Raw genomic sequence first — 15,732 nt, 5'->3', positions numbered from 1 at the left:
TTTTTAAGGTGGCAGTTGTGACTGCTTAGTGTTGGCATGAAATACTATTTTTTGGCGAATTAGACCACATTGTTTCAAGGGGTTTTGGTCAGCATGAGTGGTTTTTAATTACTAATTGGCATAAAGAAGAGAGATCCATTCTTTTACCTGAATGACTTTAGCTGGCTAAAATAATCATCTAGATTTTTTGCAGGATATTTTATGCTTTTATCGTCTCTTGTTGCCCAAGCTAGCCCGTTGTCTGAGCAGCAAATTATTGAGTTGCAAGCTTTGCTGGTGAAATTGAATCCGATCCAACAAGCTTGGGTGAGTGGTTATTTAGCGGCCAGTGCCCAGTTAGCGGGGCAGACGTTAGCCGCACCCAGCGCCGCCCCCATTGCTGCCGCGCCAAGCTTAACGGTGTTGTTTGGCTCGCAAACGGGTAATGCCAAACATGTTGCGGAGGATATTGCAGCCGCAGCAACGGCCAAGGGGTTCGCGGTAAAAGTACAAGACTTGGCCGAGTATAAAAATACCAGCTTGAAAAATGAACGCTTGTTGGTGATGGTCACCTCAACTTATGGTGAGGGCGAACCGCCCGAAAATGCCATCAGTTTTTATAATTTTCTCTTTAGCAAGAAAGCGCCTGCGCTGCCTGAATTGCGTTATGCCGTATTAGGCTTAGGCGATACCAGCTATGAATTCTTTTGTAAAACGGCGCAAGATTTTGATGAGCGTTTCGCGGCATTAGGTGCAAAAGCGCTGATTGCCCGTGCCGATTTAGATGTCGATTACGCTGAGCAAGCCGCGCAATGGCAACAGCAGCTGATAAAAGCACTGGAGCCTGAATTGGCTCAGGTAAGCAGTGCGGTAGCGGTGGATTTGACGAGTGTAGCTGCGCCAGCGGCAGTCAGTAGCTATAACAAGCAGCAACCCTTTAGTGCGGAATTGTATACCAACCAAAAAATCACGGGTCGAGACTCGACTAAAGATGTGCGGCATATCGAAATTTCTTTAGCCGGTTCAGGTTTAACTTATCAACCGGGTGATGCCTTAGGGGTCTATTTCCGTAATGATCCGCTGTTAGTGCGCGAGTTGTTATTACTCACCGGCATTGCCAGTAATACGCCGGTGCAGTTAGCCGAGCTGCAGCTACCGATAGCCGAGGCCTTGATTGAGCATCTAGAGCTAACGCAATCGTATCCGGGGTTTGTTAGCCGTTATGCCACCGCCATTGGCCATGCCGAATTACAAACCTTGGCGGCTGACAAAGTGGCGTTGCGACAGTATTTAGCCGATCGGCAAATTATCGACATCGTGCGTGATTACCCAGGTTTATTAAATGCCCAGCAATTAGTGGATGCGTTACGTAAGCAGCAGCCACGTTTGTATTCGATTGCCTCGTCTCAAGCTGAAGTGGAAGACGAAGTACATCTTACGGTGGGAGTGGTGCGTTATAACGCCTTTAACCTGCTGCATCTCGGTGGCGCATCAGGCTTTTTGGCTGAGCGCCTAGCGGAAGGTGAGCAGATTAAGGTATTTGTAGAGCAAAACAACAATTTCCGCTTACCCGAAAATGACGACACCCCGATCATCATGATTGGCCCCGGTACCGGTATAGCGCCGTTTCGCGCCTTTTTACAAGAGCGAGATGCCCGCGGTGCCAGCGGTAAAAACTGGTTGTTCTTTGGTAATCCGCATTTTACCCAAGATTTTCTCTATCAGGTTGAACTGCAAAACTATTTGAAACAAGGTTTGCTAAATAAATTAGACGTGGCCTTTAGCCGCGATACGGCTGAAAAAATTTATGTACAACATAAGTTAATGCAGCAAGCTGCGACAGTATGGCAGTGGTTAGAGCAGGGGGCGCATCTGTATATTTGTGGTGATGGCAATCGCATGGCGAAAGACGTACACCAAGCTTTGCTGAGCATCATTCAGCAACAGGGCGGCAAAGATGAAAAAGCGGCCCAACACTATTTAGACCAATTACGGGTTGCTAAGCGTTATCAGAAGGATGTGTATTAATGAGCCAATATCCAATCAAGCCAGAATTTGTCGCCCAGGGTAAGCTGTCTGACAACGAACGCTTAAAAGCCGAAAGTGAGCATTTACGCGGCACCATTACCACTGACTTAAAAGATGAAATCACCGGCGGTTTTACCGGCGATAACTTTATGCTGATCCGTTTTCATGGCATGTATCAGCAGGATGACCGCGATATCCGCGCTGAACGCGCGGCACAAAAATTAGAACCGCTGCACAATGTGATGCTGCGTGCGCGCATGCCAGGTGGCATTATTACGCCAACGCAGTGGCTGGCCATCGATAAGTTTGCAGCGGATAAAACGCTGTACGGCAGTATTCGTTTAACCACACGCCAAACCTTTCAATTTCATGGTGTATTAAAACCGCATGTGAAACCGATGCACCAATTTTTAAGCAGTATCGGTATTGATTCCATTGCTACGGCCGGCGATGTAAACCGTAACGTGCTGTGTACCTCTAATCCGGTAGAAAGTGAGCTACATCAACAGGCCTATCAATGGGCGGTGCAGATCAGTGAGCATTTACTCCCGAAAACTCGCGCGTATGCCGAAATTTGGTTAGATGAAGAAAAAGTCGAAACCACTGAAACCGAGCCGGTGTTAGGTGAACATTATTTACCGCGTAAATTTAAAACCACCGTGGTGATCCCACCGCATAACGACGTGGATTTACACGCGAATGATCTTAACTTTGTGGCCATTGCCGAGCAGGGCAAATTAATTGGTTTTAACGTGCTGGTTGGCGGTGGTTTAGCCATGACCTTTGGTGACACGGCAACCTATCCACGCCAAGCAGAAGAGCTGGGTTTTATTGGCCTTGAGCACGTATTAAAAGTGGCCGAGCATGTGGTTACGGTGCAGCGTGATTATGGTGATCGGGTGAACCGCAAAACGGCCAAAACCAAGTACACCATTGACCGCATCGGCTTAGATAACTTCCGCGCTGAAGTAGAGCAGCGTGTAGGTGTCAGTTTTGCGCCGATAAGGCCTTATCAATTTACCACGCGCGGTGATCGTTTCGGTTGGGTAGAAGGCATAGATGGTCAACATCACTTAACGCTGTTTATTGAAAATGGCCGGATCTTAGATTTTCCAAACAAACCGTTAAAAACCGGTTTAGCTAAAATTGCCCAGATCCACCAAGGCGATTTTCGGATGACCGCCAATCAAAACTTAATTGTTGCGAGTGTACCTGCCAGTCAAAAAGCGCAAATTGAGCAGTTAGCCCGTGAGCACGGTTTAATTGACGATAACCACAGTGAGCAACGCAAAAACTCCATGGCGTGTGTGTCTTTTCCAACCTGCCCGTTAGCCATGGCAGAGGCCGAGCGCTACTTACCTGAATTAGTGACTAAGGTCGAGGGCTTATTAACTAAGCATCAAATCAGCGACGATCATATTGTCTTGCGGGTAACCGGCTGTCCGAATGGCTGTGGTCGGGCCATGCTGGCCGAAGTGGGGCTGGTAGGCCGCGCGCCAGGTAAATATAACCTGTATCTGGGAGGCAACCGCATTGGTACGCGTATTCCAAAACTGTTATTAGATAACGTCGCTGAAGCCGAGATCCTCGATACGCTGGATCAACTGATTGGCCGCTGGAGTCAAGAGCGGCAAAGCGGTGAGTGCTTTGGTGATTTTGTGATCCGCGTTGGTGTGGTCGCAGCAGTCAAAGTATCAAAAACGGATTTTCACGCGTAAAAGGTAACAATAATGAATGCTATCGCCCAAGACTATCACGCCATTTTGCGGCAATCAGCCGCGACTCAGCAAGCGTGGTTGCAACAGATCAATGCGCTGCTCGCTCCCATGAGTGCCGCACAGCGGGTGCAGTGGGCGTTAGCTAATCTACCGCTCAATCCGATGCTTAGTTCCAGTTTTGGGATCCAGGCGGCGGTGATGCTGCATTTAGTCAGCAGTCAGCAGCAGGATATTCCGGTAGTGTTAACCGACACCGGTTATTTATTTCCTGAAACCTATCAATTTATTGATCAGCTGACAGAGCACCTACAACTGAATTTAAAAGTGTATCGCGCCACATTAAGCCCCGCTTGGCAAGAAGCTCGCTTCGGTCAGTTATGGCAAACAGCGGAGGGGTTAAAACACTACAATCAGTTAAATAAGGTGGAACCGATGCAGCGTGCGCTGCAACAACTCGAAGTAGGCTGTTGGTTTACCGGCTTGCGCCGCAGTCAAAGCAGTACGCGTGCCGATAAAGCCATTGTTGAAATCAGTCGTGGCGTGGTAAAGGTACAACCCATTATCGACTGGTCAAATAAAGACGTGTTTTATTATTTAAAAGAACACCACTTGCCATATCACCCGTTGTGGGAAAAAGGTTATCTCTCTGTCGGTGATACGCATTCCACCGTTAAGTTTGAACCCGGTATGCGCGAAGAAGACACGCGCTTTAACGGCCTCGGCCGTGAGTGCGGTTTGCATATGGATGGTGATGGTATTTAGGTTTTTTAGCGTTGCACTTTCACTTCGCTGAAATTTCAGCCATAGTAACGGTATGCTTTTTACCAACATAATCGTATTGCTATGAAATGGTTTGTCATCTTGTGTATAAGCTGGCTGTCGCAGCAAAGTCTGGCGGAGCCGCTGGTGATGTATACCGAGCATTTCCCACCTTATAGCTTTGAACAAGATCAGCATGTGACAGGTCTTAACACAGAATTAGTGCGGCGCACTTGTGAAGTGGCGTTACTAAAGTGTGACTTTCAATTAATGCCATGGCTGCGGGCACTAGAAACAACACAGCGCACACCTTATAGCGGCTTATTTTCGACTGCTCGTAATGCTATGCGTGAAAAACAATTTCAGTGGGTTGGCCCTTTAGTGCATGCCTCCGCCAATATGTATTGGCTTGCCTCACGCCGGGATGAACCACCTCAGGATCTTGAAGAAGCCAAAAAATATGTTGTTGCGGTTGCCCGTGGCGACGTTTACGAAATATATTTGCTAAGCCAAGGTTTTGAAGTTGGCGTCAATTTAATTCAATTTAACAGTAAAGCCGATGCTGTTTTGCCATTTTTACATGGTAAGGTTGATTTGATTATTGCTTCCGATTTGATTTTACCGGTCTGGTTAGAGCAACATCAACAAACCCTATCAGCGGTAACTGCGGTAATCGATTTATCTACGATTGGCAATAATTATCTCGCCTTGCACCCACAAATGCCCATCGCCACGGTTGAGCGTTTGCAAGTAGCGCTTGATCAGCTTAAGGCGAATGGTGAATTTGATGCCCTCTCAAAACAGTTTTTGGTGAAACCTTCACCAAGCTCTCGTTAATTAAGTACCAATGTCGTTAAACAGCGCAAACCATACTGCTGAGTGACGGTGCACTTCGTATCGATAAAAATAGGCTATTGAAATTCCGTTCAGCCGCCCTAATTACCTTAGCACTATTGAGGTTGCGATTATTTTTGACCTGATAGCTGCTGTGCAACATATATAACGGATGAAGCACTACATCTTCATCAATTAAAGTGATTAGGATGATTTGTTTTATTCGTTTTAAAAGTCTGGTCGAGTTAGATAGACTAGTCAGCGTTGAAACAAGAAACTGTTTTTATTAACCCAAAGGAGCAAGACAATGTCTTCATTAATTAACACTAAAATCAAACCTTTCAAAGCGACTGCCTTTCATCAAGGTAAATTCGTACCAGTAACTGAGCAAGACTTACTGGGCAAATGGTCTGTTGTTTGCTTCTACCCAGCTGACTTTACTTTTGTTTGCCCAACTGAATTAGGCGACTTGGCTGATTTCTACGCTAAGTTCCAAGAAATGGGCGTAGAAGTTTACTCAGTATCAACTGACACGCACTTCACGCACAAAGCATGGCATGACGCGTCAGAAACCATCAAGAAAATTCAATACCCAATGATCGGTGACCCAACAGGTGCCATCACACGCAACTTCGGCGTAATGATTGAAGAAGATGGTTTAGCGTTACGTGGTACTTTCGTGATCAACCCTGAAGGCGTGATCAAAGTATGTGAAATCCACGACTTAGGTATCGGCCGTAGCGCTGCTGAATTGTTCCGTAAAGTGCAAGCTGCACAATACGTTGCAGATCATGACGGTGAAGTGTGCCCAGCTAAGTGGACGCCAGGTGAAAAGACCTTAGCGCCTTCTTTAGACCTAGTTGGTAAGATCTAAATTTGATGCAAACTGCAGGCAACTGCAGTGTGACACGCTAGATACAGTACTCCCCGTGAGGCTGTAATCTAGCCTCACACTGCCAAACTCAAGTTTGGTGTCAGGCCAGCGGCTTCGCTGGCCTCGCTCTCCCTTGCCCTGCTGCGCCGCAATCTCCATATTTTTTAAGGATTTATGAGTTATGCTAGATACTAACCTGAAGCAACAATTACAAACTTATCTGCAGAACCTGAAAACTCAGGTAGAGTTGGTGGTATCTTTGGATGATAGCGCCAAGGCAGCTGAGGTAAATGAACTAGCAACGGAAATTGCTGAATTATCAGATTTAGTCAGTGTGTCGCGTGATGACAGCGCAGCTGACCGCAAACCGTCGATGCTGGTTCGCTCTGCTGCGAAAAATACGCAAATCACTTTTGCTGGTGTGCCGCTAGGACATGAGTTTACCTCATTAGTACTGGCCTTATTACACTCGGGCGGCCACCCTATCAAAGTTGAAGCCGATTTGATTGAACAAATCAAAAATATTCCAGGCGAGTTTAAGTTTGAAACTTATATCTCCTTAAGCTGCCAAACCTGTCCAGAAGTGGTACAGGCATTAAATATTATGTCTGCCATTAACCCGAATATCACTAACGTGATGATTGATGGTGCTATGTTCCAAGACGAAGTATCGGCTAAAAATGTCATGGCTGTACCGTCGGTATTTTTAAATGGCGAATTATTCTCGCAAGGTGCGATTACCCTAGAGAAAATCTTACAGAAAATCGATGTAAATGCTGAAAAGCGCCAAGCTGAAGCGTTGAAGAATAAACCAGACTTTGACGTGCTCGTGGTCGGTGGTGGTCCAGCCGGTGCTGCAGCGTCTATTTATACTGCACGTAAGGGTTTAAATACCGGTATTGTCGCAGAGCGTTTTGGTGGTCAGGTGGCGGATACCGTGGGTATCGAAAACTTTATCTCGGTGAAATATACCGAGGGCCCAAAACTGGTGGCTGGCTTAGAAGCACACGTGCGTGAGTATGACGTTGATATTATGAATAACCAACGCGCGGTGAAGTTACGTAAAACCGATAAAGTTGAGCTAGAACTGGCGAACGGCGCGGTACTGAAAAGTAAGACGATTATCCTAAGCCCCGGTGCCCGCTGGAGAGAAATGAATGTGCCTGGCGAGCAAGAATATCGTGGTAAAGGCGTAGCGTACTGCCCACACTGCGACGGCCCGCTATTTAAGGGTAAAAAGGTTGCCGTAATTGGTGGTGGTAACTCGGGTATTGAAGCGGCTATCGACTTAGCCGGTATTGTTGAACATGTGACTGTACTGGAATTTGCTGCGGAGCTTCGCGCTGATGCGGTATTGGTGAAAAAAGCCAACTCAATGGGCAATATCACCATTATCACCGAAGCGCAGACTACCGAAGTGACCGGTGATGGTAACCGAGTAAATGGTTTAAGTTACATCGATCGTCCAAGTGGTGAAGCGAAACATGTTGAGTTAGCCGGTATTTTCGTGCAAATAGGTTTAGTGCCGAACACGGAATGGTTACGTGGTGCAGTGGAATTATCACCACGCGGTGAAATTATTATCGATGAACGCGGTCAAACTTCTATCCCAGGTGTGTTTGCCGCCGGTGATGCCACCACAGCGCCGTTTAAGCAAATCATTATTGCTTTAGGGGCTGGCGCAACAGCTGCTTTAGGCGCGTTTGATTATTTAATTCGCCAGTAGGTTCTGGTTCCACTGAGTTTTGTTATTGCTATTCTCATCCCTGCTTGCGGCAACTTCGGTTGCCGCTTTTTTTTGCTGTCATGTTGTTAAAAACGACAACACCCACACGCGTTGCACCTTCGCCGTAAGCTGATCTTAGCTCAGCCGTTTGGTATGGCAATTTTAATAAGCCGCTATCGTTTTAATGCCTTTTGGTTATAACAGAGCGCGAATATCTATTTCCGTTCAGTTAGGCTGAGCGCTATGATTCATCATTAAGATGGCCTGTATCCGCTAACTGTAGGAGCCTTTGTGCAGTATCTGCCTTTGTTTGTAAAACTTACCGATAAACCGGTACTGATTGTCGGTGGCGGCTCGGTTGCCTTACGCAAAGCCGGCACGCTGCTTACGGCAGGTGCCAAGCTGACGGTGATCTCTCCTGAGTTTGCCGCAGAATTTATCGAGTGGCAGCAGCAAGGTAAGGCAGAGCTGATTACCGGCTATTTTTCTCCAGAGCTGCTGGACGGTAAATTATTAGTCATTGCCGCCACCGATAACGATAGCGTTAATGCTGCTGTATTTGCCGCCGCTACCGCTCGCAATATGTTGGCCAATACGGTAGATGATCAGCCTAAATGCAGTTTTATTTTTCCTTCGATTATAGACCGTAGCCCAATCATTATTGCGATCTCCAGTTTTGGTACTGCGCCAGTGTTAGCGCGCCGTTTACGTGAAAAGCTCGAAACCTTATTACCTCAGCATTTAGGGCCTTTAGCACAGTTAGTGGGGCGGTTTCGCGATAAAGTTAAAGCTAAATTTCAAGGTTTTGCTGCGCGTCGGCAGTTTTGGGAAAAAGTGTTTGATTCTGATGTGGTGCGCGATCTTGAGCAAAACTTACCCGCGCAAGCGGAGCAGCGTTTAGATGCGATGCTGCAAGATCAGGTGCCTGCGCGGCAAGGCGAAGTGTGGATTGTCGGCGCCGGCCCAGGCGATCCAGAGTTATTAACCTTAAAAGCGCTACAATTAATGCAACAAGCCGATGTTGTTGTGTATGACTATCTGGTTTCGCCAGACATTTTAGAACTGGTAAGGCGTGACGCTGAACGGCTGTGTGTGGGTAAAAAAGCGGGGGCGCATTCGGTCGCGCAGCAAGAAACCAATGCCTTACTGATCGAACTAGCCTTAGCGGGTAAAAAAGTGTGTCGGTTAAAAGGCGGCGACCCCTTTATTTTTGGTCGTGGCGGCGAAGAAATTGAGGCGTTATTGCCGCACCTTATTCCGTTTCAAGTGGTACCGGGCGTGACGGCTGCCGCAGGCTGTGCCGCTTATGCGGGGATCCCATTAACGCATCGTGAGCATGCACAAAGCGTACAGTTTGTTACTGGCCACTGCCGTAAAGACGGTGATCAGCCCGACTGGCATAGTATGAGTCGCTCGCAGCAAACCTTAGTGATTTATATGGGTATTTTAAAAGCGGCAGATATTCAAGCCCAATTAATCGCGGCAGGACGCCATGGCAACACACCCTTAGCCATTGTTGAAAACGGTACTCGGCGCGAGCAGCGTGTGATCACCGGTACCCTGGCTGAACTGGGCAGCTTGGTGCAACAACATCAGGTGGTATCGCCGGCGTTATTGATTATAGGTGAAGTGGTTGCGTTACAATCGCAGTTACATTGGTTTGGGCAGCGGCCCAGTGCCGCAGTGTTTGCACAGCCGCTAACCCAACTGCAGTAACCGCCAGCGCAGGGTATACTCTGCCTAAGCGTACTAACAGAGAGTGAATAATGGCGAATAATGCGCATATTAAATGGCAAGACTATCAAGTAGATGCCACAACCCGAGCCGAACTTAATGGTCATCAAAGCGCGGTAGTTTGGTTTACGGGGCTCAGTGGTTCAGGTAAATCGACGGTGGCCAATGCCTTAGAGCAAGTGCTGCTGGCGCGAGGTACCCATACCTATTTACTTGATGGTGATAATGTACGGCATGGTTTGTGTGCTGACTTAGGCTTTAGTGCCGCCGATCGAACCGAGAATTTACGCCGCGTCGGTGCGGTGGCGGGTTTGATGGTCGATGCTGGTTTATTGGTATTAAGTGCTTTTATCTCGCCTTATCGCAGTCAACGTGAATTAGTGAAAAGCTTAGTGCCCGCAGGTAAATTTATTGAAGTGCATATCGCCACGCCTTTGGCTGTTTGTGAGCAGCGCGATGTCAAAGGCTTATACAAAAAAGCCCGTGCCGGAGAAATTAGCCACTTTACGGGCATCTCTGATCCGTATGAGCCGCCTATCGCCGCTGATTTAGTGCTTAATACTGCCGATCTTACTATTGAGCAAAGTGTTGAGCAATTACTGGCGCTTTTACAACGCCGGCACATTATTATTTAACATGAGTTAGCGTGGCCTCATCGGCTAAATGAGCTTATTCATGGCATGACAGCCTTATTTAATCTGGAATTCACCATGCAACTTTTACTGAATATTATTCAGATCGCCGAACAAGCCGGTGCGGCTATTTTAACGGTATATCAAAAAGACAGCAGTGATTTTAATATCACCGATAAAGCCGATACTTCACCTCTAACCGCTGCCGATTTGGCAGCGCATCAGTTGATTGTACAAGCGTTAACCGCACTCACCCCTGATATTCCCATTTTGTCTGAAGAAGCCGCCGATATTAGCTGGGAGATTCGCCAGCAGTGGCAGCGTTATTGGCTGGTTGATCCCTTGGATGGCACTAAAGAGTTCATCAAACGTAATGGTGAATTTACCGTAAATATTGCGCTGATTGAACAGGGTGAGCCGGTGCTTGGCGTGATCCATGCGCCTGTGCTGGAAAGAACGTACGCTGCGGCAAAAGGCATCGGCAGTTTTGTAAAAAACGCCAGTGGTAGCCTGCCTATTCAGGTGAGTAAACCGGGTGAAGTTATTCGTGTGGTCGGCAGTCGCAGTCATCCAAGCCCCGATTTAGCCGGTTATCTCGCACAGTTTCCGCAGCATGAAATGGTCGCGGTGGGCAGCTCACTCAAGTTCTGCTTAGTAGCTGAGGGCAGTGCCGATGTCTATCCTCGTTTTGGCCCAACCATGCAATGGGATACCGGCGCTGGCCATATTATTGCACTAGAGGCCGGGGCAAAAGTGAGTTTTAGCGGCATTGATGCGCAGGTTTATCATCGTGAAAACCTACTGAATCCGCACTTTATGGTGTCAGCACTTAACGACTAACCGCAAAAATTTGGTTACACTAAGCGCAGCTAATAAAGGTGACTTATGCGTTTAGATAAATTTATATGTGATTGTACTGGTTTGACGCGTTCGCAAGCCGGTAAAAATATTCGTCAAGGCCTGGTGACGGTTAATGGCGAAGTGGTGAAACAAGCCGCGCGCCAAGTGTTAGCGGCTGACAGCGTAACCTTGGATGATCAACCGCTGCAGCTGATTGGTTTACGCTACTTTATGTTGCATAAGCCTGCCGGTTACATCTGCGCTAATGACGATCCAGAACATCCTACCGTGTTTAGCTTACTCGACGAGCCACTTGTTGAGCGCCTGCACAGTGTAGGGCGGTTGGATCTGGATACTACCGGCCTCTTACTGTTAACCGACGACGGGCAGTGGTCACATCGATTAACGGCGCCAAAGCATCATGTGCCGAAAACCTACCGTGTCTGGACTGCCGATCCAATCCCTACAGAGGCCATCGCGCAATTTGCCGAAGGCATCATGCTGCGCAACGAAAAAGACGCCACTAAACCCGCAGAGTTGGTGATTGTTGATGAATGCGAAGCCCTGCTGACCATTCATGAGGGGCGATATCATCAAGTAAAACGCATGTTCGCCGCGCTTGGCAATAAAGTTGAGCAGTTACATCGCGAGCAAATTGGTGGTTTAGCTTTACCGGATGATTTGGCAGAGGGAGAGTATCGCGAGTTAACTACAGAAGAAATGGAAAAGCTGAAGTAGTATTTTTGCAACCATAAAGCTCTATTTAATTTAATAAATTTAACATTTTAGTGTTGACTGTTAGCGCTTTGCTGTATTAGTTTAGCGGCGCAATATTTTCAAAACATTTAAATGGAGTTTAAATATGAAATTTACCTTTTTAGCGATGGCGCTTGCTGGGTTTTCTTCAGTTGCTGCAGCACAAACAAATACCTTTGATTTTATCAATGCAACCTATGTGAATCTAAAAGTTGATGACATAGACCTAAACGCAACAGGCGCAGGTTTAGAAGCTTCGAAGCTTTTAACAGATAACATTTATTTACATGGCTCTTATTTTTCAGTAAGTGACTCAGATAGTGATGATGGTTTTTCAGCTAAATTAACAGCTGACGAAATAAAATTATCTGTTGGTTATCGTTATACCCTTGGCGAAAATACTGATTGGTATGCTCAAGTTGGCTACATCAGCCAAGAAATAGATCTTGCGATTTCAAGTGCTGCAATAAATTTTCGTGAGTCTGGTTCTGCAGATGGATTTTTATTAAAGACAGGTTTAAAACATAGTTGGGATATGTTTGAAGGTGGCGTATATGTTGAACACGCTGATTTGTCTGGTGATGATGACGGCGGTTCAACTTATTTTGGAGTTGATGGGCGTTTCAAATTTAATGAAAAATTCCATTTAGTGGCTTCATTCGCTACCGGAAGTGATGAAGACTATATCAAATTCGGTCTGAGTTACGCATTCTAAGAATGGTGTACTGACAAAAAAGCGCTTAAATGATTAGGCGCTTTTTATTGTGTATTCAAGAGTTAATTTAAAATTATTAATTTGGTTTCTTGTGTAAATTATTTACATCCTCTAATATTCTATCGCTACTTTTAATTGAATTGTTTTATAACGGCATGGACGCTGGTTGCATAATTGTATCCAGTATCATTGTGCCTATTTGAGGGAATATGCAAAAAATAATCATACCTTTGGCGTTGTTAACGCTTACTGCTTGTACTTCCGCAACCCGCGAAGTTGTTAATCAACCAACTACAACTAAACCTGTTGTCAGTGCTACCTTATCTCAACAACAAAACATGAGTTTGAAGCGCGTGATTGCGATTGCTCGTTTTTCTGATGAAACTAAAAGGGGTAATGCTTTTTTAATAGATCAGAATGCTGATCGATTAGGTAAGCAAGCATCCGATATTTTGTCTGCAAGGCTAACTGATACTCAGAAGTTTATTATGCTAGAGCGCTCAGACTTGGATAAAGTTCAGCAAGAGCAGAGCATGAGCGGGACTACTGTTCAAAATATTGGATCTGACTACTTAATTGTTGGCTCTGTGTCTGAGTTTGGTCGCTCTACCAATAGTGAGGTCGGTGTATTTAGTCGTAATCTAGTGCAAACGGCAACGGCTACGGTCAATGTCAGGCTTATTAATACTCGAACCGGACAAGTTATCTATTCAGAAGAAGCGACAGGCGAAGCAAGAGTTGAAGCCAATACGGTTCTAGGTGTTGGTGAACGCGCTGCCTATGATACTGCTATTAATGATAAAGCTTTGTCTGCTGCTATTTCTAAGTTGGTTAGTAACATTACAGAAAATCTGTTAGATGCGCCTTGGCAGGCTTATTTGGTGAGTCAACAGGGCTCTAACTTCTTAATGACGGGTGGTAAATCACAAGGCATCAAGTTGAATGATACTTTTTCAGTTGAAGTGCTAAGTGAACCAATTCGCAATCCGCAAACCGGTATGTTAATTACTCTTCCAGGTGAAGAAGTCGCTACTTTAAAAGTAATTGGGTTTATAGGCAGTGGTGATAATGAATTATCAATCTGTCAGGTGGTTTCAGGTTCACTTGCCGATAAAGAAATACAAAAACTGATAGTTAAAGAACAAGGAAAAGTTTGAGATGAAAATATTTTTAGTAAGCCTTTTGGTTTTGTTACTAACCGCCTGTAGTAGTAGCTTTCAAACCAGTACTCAAGTAGATGATAAAGCCTATCTTCAGTTAGTCGGTAATTTTTCTGGGGCGGTATTACGCTTAGATAATGATGACGGGATAGATTTAGAAAGTATGAAAACGTTTAAACTTAAAGGTGAGAAAGTTGCCAAATTATCGGTTACTACCGGTACGCACCAAGTTATCGTAGAGCGCTCGGGTCAAATTATTGTAAATAGAAAAATCTATGTCACTAACGGCAATACTTTTGAGCTTAGAATCCCATGAATATTAAAAAAATTATCATAACTGCAGTTCTTGCCGTGGGCCTTAGTGCATGTACGGTTAATAATAACAGCATCTATTATTGGGGCAGTTATTCGCAGACGGCATATAAATTAAAATCTGCACCAACGGATGAAGTTCGCAGCAAACACAAAGCCGAACTAATGAATATCGTTACTTTAGCAGCGACGAAAAAGAAGAAAATACCTCCAGGGATTTATGCAGAATTAGCTTTGCTAGAAGCTGAAGATAAAAACCTGACTTTAGCAATGCAGTATTTTGAAGAAGAGAAACGTTTGTTTCCCGAGTCAGAAAAATTAATTCAACTCATTCAAATGAACATGGCTAAGGAAGCAAGCAAATGAAATTAAATGTAAAGTTAGCTTTTATTGGTTTTGTTGCCTTGATAACTGGCTGTGCTTCGCCGATGGTCACTAAGCAAGATGCATTTCCTAAAATGTATACTGAGCGACCATTATCCATTTTAGTTGTGCCGGCAATCAACCGTTCAACAGCAGCAGATGCTCCTGATCTTTACTCAATTACCATAGCGCAGCCAATAGCCGAAGCGGGTTATTATGTTATGCCCATACCTTTGACCAATTTATTACTCAATCAAGAGGGTATAATTGATGGCGCGCAACTACGAGAAGTCAATGCATCAAAGTTTAAACAACTATTTGGTGCAGATGCGGTACTTTTCGTCACGATAAATAAATGGGATACGAATTATTATGTAACTGGTGGCAACGTTACGGTTGGAGCAGAGTTTGATTTGGTTTCAACGCAAACCTCAGAGGTGTTATGGAACTATAACAGTATGATTGTTCATAATACTTCTGGTAATAGCGGTAATTTAATAGCAGATATAATTTCTACTGCAATTACAACAGCTTTAACTGATTATGTACCTATTGCACACATTGTTAATGCAACAGTAGTTAATACTATGCCTGTAGGAAAATATCATGTTGCTCATGGTAAAGACGGTGCGATGCAAAGTGTAAATAAAAATCAGAGTACACAGACTAAATAATAATTGATAATTCATTTTAAAAAGCCATGAGTGTCTTCATGGCTTTTTTATTTGAAAAAACAACAAAGTAGACTAGTCTTAGTGTTTAATTAAGACGAGTCAAAAGGGAATGTTATGAACTTTATCGCTTTTTTAATTTTAGGTGCTTTAGCAGGTTGGATAGCGGGCAATATTATGAAAGGCCGCGGTTTTGGTTTGCTAGGTAATATTGTGGTGGGAATTGTCGGTTCTATGCTGGGTGGTTTTTTATTTAGTGCGCTGGGCTTAAAAGCCTTTGGTTTTGTGGGTTCGTTAATCACGGCAACGGTAGGGGCGGTGGTGTTATTGTATTTAATCAGTTTAGTCAAACGTAGCTAGGGCTTTTTAGCCCTAATGATATTTACTTTAAAATAAATCTAACGAGCCAGCGGCTATAACCTCTGGCTCGGCACTTAGCGCTTTCACTTTTAGCCGGGCACGCCGCTGCGCTAACAGCCGTAAAATTCGCGATCGTTCATTGGCGGGTTTTTGTGGCCAATTAAAACGTTCGTCTCGCGAGCGCAAACACCCTAAGCAATAACCTCTATTATTACTTTGGCAAACCCCAATACAGGGGTTCGGTATGTCAAACAGCTCAAGTTGATCCATA

Annotated in this window: 17 protein-coding genes; 16 read left to right on the top strand and 1 reads right to left on the bottom strand. The window is 45.2% G+C overall.

The features are described from left to right. The first annotated feature begins 201 nt into the window (after positions 1-201). The 16 genes from JAO78_RS06435 (at position 202) to JAO78_RS06360 (ending at position 15,461) form a co-directional block, all read left to right on the top strand. Positions 202-2,007: an assimilatory sulfite reductase (NADPH) flavoprotein subunit gene (locus tag JAO78_RS06435; RefSeq protein ID WP_226750541.1), complete on the top strand. Its 1,806-nt coding sequence runs from the start codon at positions 202-204 to the stop codon at positions 2,005-2,007. Further along, on the top strand, positions 2,007-3,725 hold the full coding sequence (gene cysI / locus JAO78_RS06430) for an assimilatory sulfite reductase (NADPH) hemoprotein subunit (protein ID WP_226750540.1): 1,719 nt from the start codon (positions 2,007-2,009) through the stop codon (positions 3,723-3,725). Before JAO78_RS06435 ends, cysI begins: the two co-directional genes overlap by 1 nt. 12 nt (positions 3,726-3,737) lie before the next feature. Continuing rightward, the gene (locus JAO78_RS06425; protein ID WP_226750539.1) at positions 3,738-4,487 is read left to right on the top strand and encodes a phosphoadenylyl-sulfate reductase; all 750 of its coding nucleotides are present in this window, start codon (positions 3,738-3,740) and stop codon (positions 4,485-4,487) included. 147 nt (positions 4,488-4,634) lie between these two features. Then, the gene (locus tag JAO78_RS06420; protein ID WP_226750717.1) at positions 4,635-5,321 is read left to right on the top strand and encodes a substrate-binding periplasmic protein; all 687 of its coding nucleotides are present in this window, start codon (positions 4,635-4,637) and stop codon (positions 5,319-5,321) included. A gap of 304 nt (positions 5,322-5,625) precedes the next feature. Further along, the gene (ahpC, locus tag JAO78_RS06415) at positions 5,626-6,192 is read left to right on the top strand and encodes an alkyl hydroperoxide reductase subunit C (RefSeq protein ID WP_226750538.1); all 567 of its coding nucleotides are present in this window, start codon (positions 5,626-5,628) and stop codon (positions 6,190-6,192) included. Positions 6,193-6,373: 181 nt separating this feature from the next. Continuing rightward, entirely contained in the window at positions 6,374-7,918 is a 1,545-nt protein-coding gene (gene ahpF / locus JAO78_RS06410) for an alkyl hydroperoxide reductase subunit F (protein ID WP_226750537.1), read from the top strand. 291 nt (positions 7,919-8,209) lie between these two features. Further along, positions 8,210-9,634, top strand: a complete 1,425-nt coding sequence (gene cysG / locus JAO78_RS06405; RefSeq protein WP_226750536.1) for a siroheme synthase CysG — start codon at positions 8,210-8,212, stop codon at positions 9,632-9,634. 50 nt (positions 9,635-9,684) lie between these two features. Beyond that, positions 9,685-10,287, top strand: a complete 603-nt coding sequence (gene cysC / locus JAO78_RS06400) for an adenylyl-sulfate kinase (protein ID WP_226750535.1) — start codon at positions 9,685-9,687, stop codon at positions 10,285-10,287. A gap of 75 nt (positions 10,288-10,362) precedes the next feature. Further along, complete coding sequence (gene cysQ / locus JAO78_RS06395; protein ID WP_226750534.1) at positions 10,363-11,124, top strand: 3'(2'),5'-bisphosphate nucleotidase CysQ; 762 nt, start codon at positions 10,363-10,365, stop codon at positions 11,122-11,124. 45 nt (positions 11,125-11,169) lie between these two features. Beyond that, on the top strand, positions 11,170-11,862 hold the full coding sequence (rsuA, locus tag JAO78_RS06390) for a 16S rRNA pseudouridine(516) synthase RsuA (protein WP_226750533.1): 693 nt from the start codon (positions 11,170-11,172) through the stop codon (positions 11,860-11,862). Positions 11,863-11,986: 124 nt separating this feature from the next. After that, positions 11,987-12,595 (top strand): porin family protein, encoded by a 609-nt coding sequence (locus JAO78_RS06385; protein WP_226750532.1) that lies wholly within the window; start codon positions 11,987-11,989, stop codon positions 12,593-12,595. A gap of 209 nt (positions 12,596-12,804) precedes the next feature. Continuing rightward, the gene (locus tag JAO78_RS06380; protein ID WP_226750531.1) at positions 12,805-13,752 is read left to right on the top strand and encodes a CsgG/HfaB family protein; all 948 of its coding nucleotides are present in this window, start codon (positions 12,805-12,807) and stop codon (positions 13,750-13,752) included. 1 nt (position 13,753) lies between these two features. Further along, the gene (locus JAO78_RS06375) at positions 13,754-14,071 is read left to right on the top strand and encodes a hypothetical protein (protein ID WP_226750530.1); all 318 of its coding nucleotides are present in this window, start codon (positions 13,754-13,756) and stop codon (positions 14,069-14,071) included. Continuing rightward, positions 14,068-14,433, top strand: coding sequence for a DUF4810 domain-containing protein (locus JAO78_RS06370; RefSeq protein WP_226750529.1), 366 nt, complete (start codon positions 14,068-14,070; stop codon positions 14,431-14,433). The genes JAO78_RS06375 and JAO78_RS06370 overlap by 4 nt, the downstream gene beginning before the upstream one ends. Continuing rightward, positions 14,430-15,104, top strand: a complete 675-nt coding sequence (locus JAO78_RS06365; RefSeq protein ID WP_226750528.1) for a GNA1162 family protein — start codon at positions 14,430-14,432, stop codon at positions 15,102-15,104. The genes JAO78_RS06370 and JAO78_RS06365 overlap by 4 nt, the downstream gene beginning before the upstream one ends. Positions 15,105-15,218: 114 nt before the next feature. After that, positions 15,219-15,461 carry a GlsB/YeaQ/YmgE family stress response membrane protein gene (locus JAO78_RS06360; RefSeq protein WP_226750527.1) on the top strand — a complete coding sequence of 81 codons (243 nt, stop codon included), beginning with the start codon at positions 15,219-15,221 and terminating at the stop codon, positions 15,459-15,461. A 27-nt stretch (positions 15,462-15,488) separates the two neighbouring features. Here the strand turns inward: JAO78_RS06360 and JAO78_RS06355 are convergent, their stop codons facing one another. Continuing rightward, positions 15,489-15,731 carry a DUF1289 domain-containing protein gene (locus JAO78_RS06355; protein ID WP_226750526.1) on the bottom strand — a complete coding sequence of 81 codons (243 nt, stop codon included), beginning with the start codon at positions 15,729-15,731 and terminating at the stop codon, positions 15,489-15,491. Position 15,732 lies beyond the last annotated feature (1 nt).

Origin of the sequence: Alishewanella maricola, assembly GCF_016343785.1 — a bacterium.
Lineage (GTDB): Bacteria > Pseudomonadota > Gammaproteobacteria > Enterobacterales > Alteromonadaceae > Alishewanella > Alishewanella maricola.
The sequence above is the reverse complement of the archived record's forward strand: the minus strand, read 5'-3'. Positions and strand labels throughout refer to the sequence as shown.

What these genes read in the sequence shown, in the direction of transcription:
- JAO78_RS06435 (WP_226750541.1), top strand. Translation starts at nt 202, where the DNA reads ATGCTTTTATCGTCTCTTGTTGCCCAAGCTAGCCCGTTGTCTGAGCAG.
- cysI (WP_226750540.1), top strand. Translation starts at nt 2,007, where the DNA reads ATGAGCCAATATCCAATCAAGCCAGAATTTGTCGCCCAGGGTAAGCTG.
- JAO78_RS06425 (WP_226750539.1), top strand. Translation starts at nt 3,738, where the DNA reads ATGAATGCTATCGCCCAAGACTATCACGCCATTTTGCGGCAATCAGCC.
- JAO78_RS06420 (WP_226750717.1), top strand. Translation starts at nt 4,635, where the DNA reads ATGTATACCGAGCATTTCCCACCTTATAGCTTTGAACAAGATCAGCAT.
- ahpC (WP_226750538.1), top strand. Translation starts at nt 5,626, where the DNA reads ATGTCTTCATTAATTAACACTAAAATCAAACCTTTCAAAGCGACTGCC.
- ahpF (WP_226750537.1), top strand. Translation starts at nt 6,374, where the DNA reads ATGCTAGATACTAACCTGAAGCAACAATTACAAACTTATCTGCAGAAC.
- cysC (WP_226750535.1), top strand. Translation starts at nt 9,685, where the DNA reads ATGGCGAATAATGCGCATATTAAATGGCAAGACTATCAAGTAGATGCC.
- cysQ (WP_226750534.1), top strand. Translation starts at nt 10,363, where the DNA reads ATGCAACTTTTACTGAATATTATTCAGATCGCCGAACAAGCCGGTGCG.
- rsuA (WP_226750533.1), top strand. Translation starts at nt 11,170, where the DNA reads ATGCGTTTAGATAAATTTATATGTGATTGTACTGGTTTGACGCGTTCG.
- JAO78_RS06385 (WP_226750532.1), top strand. Translation starts at nt 11,987, where the DNA reads ATGAAATTTACCTTTTTAGCGATGGCGCTTGCTGGGTTTTCTTCAGTT.
- JAO78_RS06380 (WP_226750531.1), top strand. Translation starts at nt 12,805, where the DNA reads ATGCAAAAAATAATCATACCTTTGGCGTTGTTAACGCTTACTGCTTGT.
- JAO78_RS06375 (WP_226750530.1), top strand. Translation starts at nt 13,754, where the DNA reads ATGAAAATATTTTTAGTAAGCCTTTTGGTTTTGTTACTAACCGCCTGT.
- JAO78_RS06370 (WP_226750529.1), top strand. Translation starts at nt 14,068, where the DNA reads ATGAATATTAAAAAAATTATCATAACTGCAGTTCTTGCCGTGGGCCTT.
- JAO78_RS06365 (WP_226750528.1), top strand. Translation starts at nt 14,430, where the DNA reads ATGAAATTAAATGTAAAGTTAGCTTTTATTGGTTTTGTTGCCTTGATA.
- JAO78_RS06360 (WP_226750527.1), top strand. Translation starts at nt 15,219, where the DNA reads ATGAACTTTATCGCTTTTTTAATTTTAGGTGCTTTAGCAGGTTGGATA.
- JAO78_RS06355 (WP_226750526.1), bottom strand. Translation starts at nt 15,731, where the DNA reads ATGGATCAACTTGAGCTGTTTGACATACCGAACCCCTGTATTGGGGTT.